Consider the following 10,455-nt stretch of genomic DNA (forward strand, 5'->3'; position numbering starts at 1 on the left):
GCTTATAGCAAGCGCACATGCGCTCTCCCTTATAAGCACAAAAGCCAAGGAGAAATCACTATGCGTTACGCTCACCCCGGTACTGAAGGCGCTATCGTTTCGTTCAAGAGCAAATACGGTAACTACATCGGCGGCGAGTTCGTCGCGCCTGTCAAAGGTCAGTACTTCACCAATACCTCGCCAGTGAATGGCCAACCGATTGCCGAATTCCCGCGCTCCACGGCCGAAGACATCGACAAGGCCCTGGACGCTGCCCACGCCGCTGCCGACGCCTGGGGCGCCACGTCCGCCCAGGCTCGCTCGCTGGTGCTGCTGAAAATCGCCGACCGCATCGAACAGAACCTGGAAGTCCTGGCAATCACCGAATCCTGGGACAACGGCAAAGCCGTACGTGAAACGCTCAACGCCGACATCCCATTGGCCGCGGACCATTTCCGCTACTTCGCCGGTTGCATCCGCGCCCAGGAAGGCAGTGCCGCCGAGATCGATGGCAACACCGTGGCCTATCACATCCATGAACCACTGGGCGTGGTCGGGCAGATCATTCCGTGGAACTTCCCGATCCTGATGGCCGCGTGGAAACTCGCACCGGCCCTGGCTGCCGGTAACTGCGTGGTGCTCAAGCCTGCCGAGCAAACCCCGCTGGGCATTACCGTGCTGATGGAGCTGATCGGCGACCTGCTGCCGCCGGGCGTGCTGAACGTGGTGCAAGGCTTCGGCAAAGAAGCCGGCGAAGCCCTGGCCACCAGCAAACGCATCGCCAAGATCGCCTTCACCGGCTCGACCCCGGTCGGCTCGCACATCATGAAATGCGCCGCCGAAAACATCATTCCGTCCACCGTGGAGCTGGGTGGCAAATCGCCGAACATCTTCTTCGCCGACATCATGCAAGCCGAAGAAACCTTCATCGAAAAAGCCGCCGAAGGCCTGGTGCTCGCGTTCTTCAACCAGGGCGAAGTCTGCACCTGCCCGTCTCGCGCACTGGTGCAAGAGTCGATCTACGACGACTTCATGAAAGTGGTGATGAAGAAAGTCCTGCAAATCAAACGTGGCGACCCGCTGGACACCGACACCATGGTCGGCGCCCAGGCGTCCGAGCAACAGTTCGACAAAATCCTTTCGTACCTGGAAATCGCCAAGGGCGAAGGCGCCGAATTGTTGACCGGTGGCAAGGTGGAAAAACTCGAGGGCAACCTGGCGAGCGGGTATTACATCCAGCCGACGCTGCTCAAGGGCACCAACAAAATGCGCGTGTTCCAGGAAGAAATCTTTGGCCCGGTGGTGAGCATCACCACGTTCAAGGACGAAGCCGAAGCCCTGGCCATCGCCAACGACACCGAGTTCGGCCTGGGTGCCGGCCTCTGGACCCGCGACATCAACCGCGCCTATCGCATGGGCCGCGCCATCAAGGCCGGTCGCGTGTGGACCAACTGCTACCACCTGTACCCGGCGCATGCCGCGTTCGGCGGTTACAAAAAGTCCGGTGTCGGTCGTGAAACCCACAAGATGATGCTCGATCACTATCAGCAGACCAAAAACCTGCTGGTGAGCTACGACATCAATCCGTTGGGGTTCTTCTAACCCGACGCGATACCGCGTTAACGGCCATCGCCAGCAAGCCGGCTCCTACAGGTTTGCGCAGTCCTGCAGGAAACGGCTTGCTGGCGATAGCGCCCTCAAACACACCGCAAATCATAGCCCTGCCGCTCTGGCACGGGCTTTGCGTGCCCGACTTACAGTAAAAGCAGCCCCCGAAAGTCCAACAGATCAAACAATAAAAAAGACAGCGAGGACTTATGACTTCTTCCACACAGCTCAAACCCACACTCGGCACCCTGCACTTATGGGGCATTGCCGTCGGCCTGGTGATCTCCGGCGAATACTTCGGCTGGAGTTACGGCTGGGGCACCGCAGGAACCCTGGGTTTCCTCGTCACCGCGTTGATGGTGGCGACGATGTACACCTGTTTCATCTTCAGTTTCACCGAATTGACCACCGCCATTCCCCACGCGGGCGGGCCGTTTGCCTATAGCCGACGGGCCTTTGGCGAAAAAGGCGGACTCATCGCCGGCATCGCCACCCTGATCGAGTTCGTCTTTGCGCCCCCAGCCATTGCGATGGCCATCGGCGCCTATCTGAACGTGCAATACCCGGAGCTTGATCCCAAGATTGCAGCCGTTGGCGCCTATTTTGTGTTCATGACCCTGAATATCCTCGGCGTCAGCATTGCCGCGACGTTTGAACTGGTGGTCACCGTCCTGGCCGTCGCCGAACTGCTGGTGTTCATGGGCGTGGTCGCGCCGGGCTTCAGTTTCAGCAACTTCGTGCTCAACGGCTGGTCGGGCTCCAACGACTTCACCATGGCCTCGATTCCCGGCATCTTTGCGGCGATCCCGTTTGCGATCTGGTTTTTCCTCGCCATTGAAGGCGCGGCAATGGCAGCTGAAGAAGCCAAGGACCCGAAACGCACGATTCCCAAAGCCTACGTCAGCGGCATTCTGACCCTGGTGTTCCTCGCGATCGGCGTGATGGTGATGGCCGGCGGCGTGGGCGACTGGCGCCAACTGTCGAACATCAACGACCCGCTGCCTCAGGCGATGAAAGCCGTGGTCGGCAACAATTCGACCTGGATGCACATGCTGGTCTGGATCGGTCTGTTCGGTCTGGTGGCGAGTTTCCATGGGATCATTCTTGGTTACTCGCGTCAGTTCTTCGCCCTGGCCCGCGCCGGTTACCTGCCACGTTCGCTGGCCAAACTGTCGCGCTTCCAGACTCCGCACCGCGCCATTCTGACCGGCGGCGTGATCGGCATCGCGGCGATATACAGCGACGGCCTGGTCAACCTGCAAGGCATGACCCTGACGGCGGCAATGATCACCATGTCGGTATTCGGCGCCATCGTGATGTACATCATCAGTATGCTGAGCCTGTTCAAACTGCGTAAAACCGAGCCGAACCTGGAACGCACCTTCCGCGCGCCGGGCTATCCGATCGTCCCGGGGATTGCGCTGTTCCTGGCGGTGGTGTGCCTGGTGGCGATGGCGTGGTTCAACCCGCTGATCGGTTGTGTGTTCCTCGGCTTCATGGCGGCCGGTTATTTGTATTTCCAACTGACCGCCAAGCAGCGCTTCGATGCCCCGGCGGATGCGATGCTCGAAGGCGTCTGAGTTGCACCGGCGCCGGGCCCGCTGCCTGGCGCCTGCTTTATTAGGGTGCACCAAGATCCATTGTAGGCGCCGGCTTGCTGGCGATGGCGGTCCTCCAGCCGGCGCAAGTGCTAACCGGCACACCGTTGTCGCCAGCAAGCCGGCTCCTGCAGGATTCGCGGTGCTGTCAGGTTATTTACAGAATCAGGAGGACACCGTGGCCACATTTGCCCATTCCGTCGGCGCCCAGACCTACCGCTTCGCCAGCCTCAAAGAGGTCATGGCCAAGGCCAGTCCGGCGCGCTCCGGCGATTTCCTGGCCGGCGTCGCCGCCCTCAACGATGGCGAGCGTGTGGCCGCGCAAATGGCCCTGGCTGATATCCCGCTGACTCATTTCCTGCAGGAAGTGCTGATTCCCTATGAGGCCGATGAAGTCACCCGACTGATCATCGACACCCACGACAAACAAGCCTTCGCCGCGGTTAGCCATCTCACTGTCGGTGGTTTCCGCGACTGGCTGCTCAGTGATGCAGCCGACGAACACAGCCTGCGCGCCCTCGCCCCGGGCCTGACGCCGGAAATGGCCGCTGCCGTGTCGAAAATCATGCGCGTGCAGGACCTGGTATTGGTCGCGCAGAAAATCCGCGTGGTCACTCAGTTTCGCGGCACGATGGGCCTGCGCGGGCGCTTATCCACACGCCTGCAACCCAACCATCCCACCGACGAACCGGCCGGCATTGCCGCGAGCATTCTGGACGGGCTGCTGTACGGTAACGGCGACGCGATGATCGGCATCAACCCGGCCACCGACAGCATTGCCTCGATTTGCGCGATGCTGGAAATGCTCGACGCGATCATCCAGCGCTATGAAATTCCTACACAAGCTTGCGTGTTAACCCACGTCACCACGTCCATCGAAGCAATCAATCGCGGCGTTCCGCTGGACCTGGTGTTCCAGTCGATCGCCGGCACCGAAGCGGCCAACGCCAGCTTCGGCATCAACCTGAACGTTTTGCAGGAGGGCTACGACGCCGGTTTGAGTCTGAATCGCGGCACGCTGGGACAAAACCTGATGTATTTCGAGACAGGCCAGGGCAGTGCCCTGTCAGCCAACGCCCACCACGGCCTCGATCAACAGACCTGCGAAACCCGCGCCTACGCCGTAGCGCGACATTTCAAACCGTTCCTGGTGAACACGGTTGTAGGATTCATCGGCCCGGAGTACCTCTACAACGGTAAACAGATCATCCGTGCCGGTCTGGAAGACCACTTCTGCGGCAAATTGCTGGGTGTGCCGATGGGCTGCGACATCTGTTACACCAACCACGCCGAAGCCGATCAGGACGACATGGACACCCTGCTGACCCTGCTGGGCGTGGCCGGGATCAACTTCATCATGGGCATCCCCGGCTCCGACGACATCATGCTCAACTACCAGACCACCTCGTTCCACGATGCGCTCTATGCCCGACAAACCCTGGGCCTGAAGCCGGCGCCTGAGTTCGAACAGTGGCTGGCCAGAATGGGCATCTTCACCCAGGCAGACGGCAAGATTCATTTCGGCGATAGCTTGCCGCCCGCCTTCCGCCAGGCGATGGGGCAACTGGGATGAGTGTCGAAATGGATAAACCGCCCGTTGATGCAGAAAACCCATTGCTGGAACTGCGGCGCCTGACCCCGGCGAGGATTGCCCTGGGCCGCACCGGCACCAGCATGCCCACCAGCGCGCAGCTGGATTTCCAGTACGCCCACGCCCAGGCTCGGGACGCGGTGCACCTGCCCTTCGACCATGCAGGGCTCAGCACGCAATTGGCGGAGTGCGGATACGAAAGTGTGCTCCTGCACAGCGCCGCCACAAACCGCGACAGCTATTTGCAGCGCCCTGACTTGGGGCGAAAATTGAGCGATGAGTCGGCGCAAATCCTGCGCAACCATGCTTCAGCCCATCCCGGCGGCGTTGATCTGGTGATTGTCGTGGCCGATGGTTTGTCGGCACTGGCTGTGCACCGCCACACCGTGCCCTTCCTTGCGCGCATGCGAGAGCAGATCGAAGTCGATGGCTGGACGGTTTCTCCGGTGATTCTGGTAGAGCAAGGCCGTGTCGCGGTGAGCGACGAGATCGGCGAGTTGCTGGGCGCCAAAATGGTGGTGATCCTGATCGGCGAACGCCCTGGGCTCAGCTCGCCAGACAGTCTGGGTTTATATTTCACCTACAATCCAAAGGTCGGCCTGACGGATGCTTACCGCAACTGCATCTCCAATGTGCGACTGGAAGGCTTGAGTTATGGCATGGCGGCACACCGCTTGCTTTATCTGATGCGTGAAGCCTGTCGGCGGCAGCTATCGGGGGTCAACCTGAAGGACGAAGCACAGCTTCAGACGCTGGAGTCGGACTCAGGGGCGGAAATGAAAGGTAATTTCCTACTGAATTCGCCGAAGGCCTGAACCGTTTCCGCATTGCGTTTCTCATTCGGTTTCAGGCAGGATCGAAACACGGCTGCCCGAGTGAGAACCGTTCGCCGTCAGAGCAAGACAGCCACTTGAAGACGAGACCTATCGATGCGGATTATTCAAGCGACCCTCGAACACCTGGACCTGCTGACCCCGTTGTTCGTCAAATATCGCGAGTTTTATGGTTCCCTGCCGTATCCGGACTCGTCCCGGGCGTTCCTCGAGAAACGCCTGCGCCGCAAGGAATCGGTGATTTACCTGGCACTGGCCGATGACGACGACAAGAAGCTGATGGGGTTCTGTCAGCTGTACCCGAGCTTTTCGTCGCTTTCGCTTAAACGCGTGTGGATCCTCAATGACATCTACGTCGCTGAAGACGCGCGCCGTCAGTTGGTCGCCGACAATCTGATGCGCACCGCGAAAAAAATGGCCAAGGAAACCAATGCCGTGCGCATGCGCGTTTCCACCAGCAGCGACAACAAAATAGCCCAGAAAACCTACGAATCCATCGGGTTCAAGGAAGACACCGAGTTCAAGAACTACGTGTTGCCGATCAGCGACGAGCTGTAACGCCGGTTACCTGTAGGCGCGAGCTTGCTCGCGATGGTCGTCAACGGAGACGCTTCAAGCCTGATACCCCACGGCGCTCTCAAGGCCATCGCGAGCACGCTTGCTCTACAAGAAAACCGCGCCCGCCGCCGGTCTTGCACGACATCCCCCGCTACAAACTCGACGCGCTTTTCACTTCTCAGCCCGTATAATGCCGACCTTTCCGGCTTGTAAGAAAAACTACACCCGTCTGTAGCCTTACGCGAAGTCATCCGCACAGGCCTGCCGAGTCGGGCCGTCACCACAGGTGCCCCCATGGATTTCAACCCGCTCGACCTTATCCTGCATCTCGATGTTTACCTCGACTTGCTGGTGAACAACTACGGGCCATGGATTTACGCCATTCTATTTCTGGTGATTTTCTGCGAAACCGGCCTGGTGGTGATGCCCTTCCTGCCGGGTGATTCCTTACTGTTCATCGCGGGTGCAGTGGCAGCCGGTGGCGGCATGGACCCCGTGCTGCTGGGCGGTTTACTGATGCTCGCGGCGATCCTCGGTGACAGCACCAACTACATCATCGGACGAACGGCAGGCGAGCGCCTGTTCAGCAACCCGAACTCGAAAATCTTCCGTCGCGACTACTTGCAACAAACCCACGATTTCTACGACAAGCACGGTGGAAAAACCGTGACCCTGGCGCGTTTCCTGCCGATCATCCGCACTTTCGCACCGTTCGTCGCCGGCGTAGCGAAGATGCCTTATCCGCGCTTCTTTGCCTTTAGCGTCCTCGGCACCCTCCTCTGGGTGGGCGGCCTGGTGACCCTCGGTTACTTCTTCGGCAACGTACCGTTCATCAAACAAAACCTGTCGCTGCTGGTGGTGGCCATCATCTTGCTGTCGCTGGTGCCAATGATCATTGGCGTGGTCCGCAGCCGCTTCGGCAGCCGCGCGTCCAAAGCCGAACCCCACTGAGCAATGTGGTCGCTCAGCGCCTGGCGTCGCCGGCGCATCCTGGCCAGACACCCGATTGCCGACGATATGTGGCAGCGGGTGCGCCATCACCTGAGTTTTCTCGACGGCATCAGCGCCGCTGAAGACCAGTGGCTGCGTGAAGCCAGTGTATTGTTCCTCGAAGACAAACACCTGACCGCCCTGCCCGGCGTCGAACTCCATCAGGAGCAGCGCTTGCTGCTCGCCGCCCAGGCGCAATTGCCCTTGCTGAACCTGGGCGATCTGAACTGGTATCAGGGTTTTCACGAAATCGTCCTCTACCCCGACGACTTCCTCAGCCCCCAGCGTCATCGCGACGCCAGTGGGGTCGAGCACGAGTGGGACGGCGAACACAGCGGTGAGGCCTGGCAACAAGGCCCGATCATCCTCGCCTGGCCCGGCGTGATGGCCAGCGGCGGCTGGGAAGGCTACAACCTGGTGATCCACGAACTCGCGCACAAACTCGACATGCTCAATGGCGATGCCAATGGCCTGCCGCCGCTGCACGCCGACATGCGCGTCAGCGACTGGGCCAGGGTCATGCAAGAGGCCTACGACGACCTCGACCGACAGCTCGAGCACAACCCTGACGCAGAAACCGCCATCGACCCCTACGCCGCGGAAAACCCCGCCGAGTTCTTTGCGGTCACCAGCGAATACTTCTTCAGCGCCCCGGATTTGCTGCACGAGGCTTATCCGCAGGTCTATGAGCAACTAAAGCTGTTTTATCGCCAAGATCCGCTGAGCAGATTGCGGCAACTTCAGGCCGAAGATCCGGTCTATCAGGCACACTACTAAGGTCTACACGACCTCTGGCACATAGCAACGGTGGCGGAATATGCCTATAATCGCCGCCACTTTTTGGTCAATCCGGCCAAGTGTTTTTGGTCAACTAACGGGGGCACCGCCCAATGAGCTACAGCAAGATTCCGGCTGGCAAAGACCTGCCGAACGACATCTACGTCGCGATCGAGATTCCGGCCAACCACGCGCCGATCAAATACGAAATCGACAAAGACAGCGATTGCCTGTTCGTTGACCGTTTCATGGCCACCCCGATGTTCTACCCGGCCAACTACGGTTACATCCCGAACACCCTGGCTGACGACGGTGACCCCCTCGACGTTCTGGTCGTGACCCCTTACCCGGTTGCTCCAGGCTCCGTCATCCGCGCCCGTCCGGTCGGCATCCTGAACATGACCGACGACGGCGGCGGCGATGCCAAAGTCATCGCAGTCCCACACGACAAGCTGTCCCAGCTGTACGTCGACGTGAAGGAATACACCGACCTGCCACCCCTGCTGATTCAGCAGATCGAGCACTTCTTCGCGAACTACAAAGATCTCGAAAAAGGCAAATGGGTGAAGATCGAAGGCTGGGCCGGTGCAGACGCCGCCCGCGAAGCGATCACCAAGTCGGTTGCTGCCTATAAAGGCTGAGACGCCACTGGCCTTGCGCCACTGACGACTTGAAAAAACCCCGGTTGATCCGGGGTTTTTTGTGCGTGCTTGAATCAGCTTAAACAGCACGTTTAACTGGTGGGCACAGCGGTTTTTTCTTGTTTAATTCTTACCAAAGACGTCTTACATCGAGACTTAAAATTCACGCCGAATTTGAACGTTTTGTTGAATCAAAGCCTTATGCCGCGCGGCTAGACTCGTGTTTATGAAAAAGAACAAAACCTGCGGCCCACGATTCAGAACGCTCCTGAAAGAGGTCCAAATCACGACAACGAGATTTGCCGAATTCCTGGGCATCACCGACCCTCAAACCGTCCACAACTGGTATTCCCGCGGAGTGCCCGACTACCGCATGGAGGATGTCGCCAGAAGACTGTCCGTGAACAGCGAATGGTTGAAAACCGGCGAAGGGCCCAAAGACGCCAGGGAACTACGTCTGATCGACGACTCCGGCAACGCCTTCGACGCCCAATCGATCCGCGGCACCTACCGGGTCATCGAACCAGTCGATATCGAACTGCCCTTCTTCAAAGAAACGGCCATCACTCCCGGCACCGACAAAACTCATGTCATCAAGGACCCCAGCGAATCGATCCGCTTGCCTCGCAGCGATCTCGACTCCCTGGAAATCAAGCACTCCGACGCCATCTGCGCCCGGATGGTCGGCAACAGCATGGCCGAAAGAATCGAAGACGGCTCCATCGTCGCCATCGATCGCGGGCTCACACAAATTGTCGACGGCGAGATCTACGCCGTCGAGCACGACGGCATGTTGCGCATCAAGTACCTGAGCCGTGTGCCGGGCAACGCGATTCGCATGCGCAGCCACAACAGCGCCGAATACCCCGAAGAGATCTTCAGGACCGCGCAAATCGAAGAAGAAAACATCAGGGTGCTGGGATGGGTGTTCTGGTGGTCGACCCTGAACAAACGCAGGCCACCGGTGCCATTCTTGTAGCTTGTTTGCCGACACGCCCATTTCTACAGGTATCACTTAAACCCTGTGGGAGCGGGCTTGCCCGCGAAGGCGATGGACCATTCACCTCAAATCCCGGATCAGCTACCCGATCCAGGGCAACTGACAGCTCTACCCCGCACACCAAGCTGGGAATTTCCCAAAAAAATCAGTATGCTGCGCCCCACGTTTGCGCATCGACCCGCCCCGCGGCTCCGATCGCACCGACAAGGCAGATGATTTTCTCGCCGAGTCCCACAGCCGGACGCAAGATCCGGGTGTACGTTTTGAAGGCTGGCGCGGTTTACCAAAAATGAACCAAGCCAGTCCCCGAGAAGCCGGCCACAAGCCGGCTTTTTAATTGTCCGAAATAATCCTATCCCATCCGAGAATCTTCCTGTTAGCTTAGCTATTCCGGGGGTTTGAGACATTTCCCTGTCCGATGGTGTTCAACGCCATTTGACCTCATCCGAGGATGAAGTGGGGGGACAGGTGGGGGGACAAAGGGACAGCAGGGGGAATCAATGAGTAAACTGAATCCGAAACAAGTCGAGAACCTGACCGAGCCTGGCACTTACGAAGATGGTGATGGCCTCCGTTTGGTCGTCAAACCTACCGGACGTAAATCCTGGCTACTTCGCTTTCAATTGGCGGGGCGTCGTAGGGAGATGGGCTTGGGCTCATTCCCTGAAGTCAGCCTCAAGAAAGCCAGACAAGCAGCCAGCGCCAAACGCAGTCAATTGAACGATGGCATTGACCCCCTGGCAGCCAGAGACGTAGAGCGTGCAGCTCAACGGGAAGCCCAGCGTGTGAATCGCCCCTAGTTTCGTAGACACCTCCAAGCCTTAAAATGAGGCCCATTAGGAGGTGCCATGAGCAACCAGCGTTATCCCGAAGAATTCAA

Annotated in this window: 9 protein-coding genes and 1 pseudogene; all 10 read left to right on the forward strand. The window is 58.9% G+C overall.

Annotation, left to right across the window (positions count from 1 at the left end; genetic code table 11):
• Positions 1–60 precede the first annotated feature (60 nt).
• Positions 61–1,581, forward strand: a complete 1,521-nt coding sequence (locus tag FBY04_RS28540; protein WP_145318718.1) for an aldehyde dehydrogenase family protein — start codon at positions 61–63, stop codon at positions 1,579–1,581.
• Between the two features lie 215 nt (positions 1,582–1,796).
• On the forward strand, positions 1,797–3,167 hold the full coding sequence (gene eat / locus FBY04_RS28545; RefSeq protein WP_084319690.1) for an ethanolamine permease: 1,371 nt from the start codon (positions 1,797–1,799) through the stop codon (positions 3,165–3,167).
• 196 nt (positions 3,168–3,363) lie between these two features.
• Positions 3,364–4,758 (forward strand): ethanolamine ammonia-lyase subunit EutB, encoded by a 1,395-nt coding sequence (locus FBY04_RS28550; RefSeq protein WP_145318721.1) that lies wholly within the window; start codon positions 3,364–3,366, stop codon positions 4,756–4,758.
• Positions 4,759–4,766: 8 nt separating this feature from the next.
• Positions 4,767–5,591, forward strand: a complete 825-nt coding sequence (gene eutC, locus FBY04_RS28555; protein WP_174602659.1) for an ethanolamine ammonia-lyase subunit EutC — start codon at positions 4,767–4,769, stop codon at positions 5,589–5,591.
• Positions 5,592–5,705: 114 nt separating this feature from the next.
• On the forward strand, positions 5,706–6,167 hold the full coding sequence (locus FBY04_RS28560) for an N-acetyltransferase (protein WP_008042983.1): 462 nt from the start codon (positions 5,706–5,708) through the stop codon (positions 6,165–6,167).
• A 294-nt stretch (positions 6,168–6,461) separates the two neighbouring features.
• A complete protein-coding gene (locus FBY04_RS28570; protein ID WP_084319688.1) occupies positions 6,462–7,118 on the forward strand; it encodes a DedA family protein in 657 nt (218 codons plus the stop codon).
• Between the two features lie 3 nt (positions 7,119–7,121).
• Positions 7,122–7,934, forward strand: coding sequence for a zinc-dependent peptidase (locus tag FBY04_RS28575; RefSeq protein WP_084319687.1), 813 nt, complete (start codon positions 7,122–7,124; stop codon positions 7,932–7,934).
• A gap of 113 nt (positions 7,935–8,047) precedes the next feature.
• Positions 8,048–8,575: an inorganic diphosphatase gene (gene ppa / locus FBY04_RS28580; RefSeq protein WP_003205933.1), complete on the forward strand. Its 528-nt coding sequence runs from the start codon at positions 8,048–8,050 to the stop codon at positions 8,573–8,575.
• Positions 8,576–8,801: 226 nt separating this feature from the next.
• Positions 8,802–9,554 (forward strand): S24 family peptidase, encoded by a 753-nt coding sequence (locus FBY04_RS28585; protein ID WP_084319686.1) that lies wholly within the window; start codon positions 8,802–8,804, stop codon positions 9,552–9,554.
• A 521-nt stretch (positions 9,555–10,075) separates the two neighbouring features.
• Positions 10,076–10,366, forward strand: a pseudogene (locus FBY04_RS28590) (Arm DNA-binding domain-containing protein); the annotation flags it as partial.
• Between the last annotated feature and the right edge of the window lie 89 nt (positions 10,367–10,455).

This window comes from Pseudomonas sp. SJZ080 (assembly GCF_007828295.1).
GTDB classification, from domain to species: domain Bacteria; phylum Pseudomonadota; class Gammaproteobacteria; order Pseudomonadales; family Pseudomonadaceae; genus Aquipseudomonas; species Aquipseudomonas migulae_A.

Bases quoted from the DNA above. Each gene is read 5' to 3' on its own strand.
- FBY04_RS28540 (WP_145318718.1), top strand. From the start codon at position 61: ATGCGTTACGCTCACCCCGGTACTGAAGGCGCTATCGTTTCGTTCAAG.
- eat (WP_084319690.1), top strand. From the start codon at position 1,797: ATGACTTCTTCCACACAGCTCAAACCCACACTCGGCACCCTGCACTTA.
- eutC (WP_174602659.1), top strand. From the start codon at position 4,767: ATGGATAAACCGCCCGTTGATGCAGAAAACCCATTGCTGGAACTGCGG.
- FBY04_RS28560 (WP_008042983.1), top strand. From the start codon at position 5,706: ATGCGGATTATTCAAGCGACCCTCGAACACCTGGACCTGCTGACCCCG.
- FBY04_RS28570 (WP_084319688.1), top strand. From the start codon at position 6,462: ATGGATTTCAACCCGCTCGACCTTATCCTGCATCTCGATGTTTACCTC.
- FBY04_RS28575 (WP_084319687.1), top strand. From the start codon at position 7,122: ATGTGGTCGCTCAGCGCCTGGCGTCGCCGGCGCATCCTGGCCAGACAC.
- ppa (WP_003205933.1), top strand. From the start codon at position 8,048: ATGAGCTACAGCAAGATTCCGGCTGGCAAAGACCTGCCGAACGACATC.
- FBY04_RS28585 (WP_084319686.1), top strand. From the start codon at position 8,802: ATGAAAAAGAACAAAACCTGCGGCCCACGATTCAGAACGCTCCTGAAA.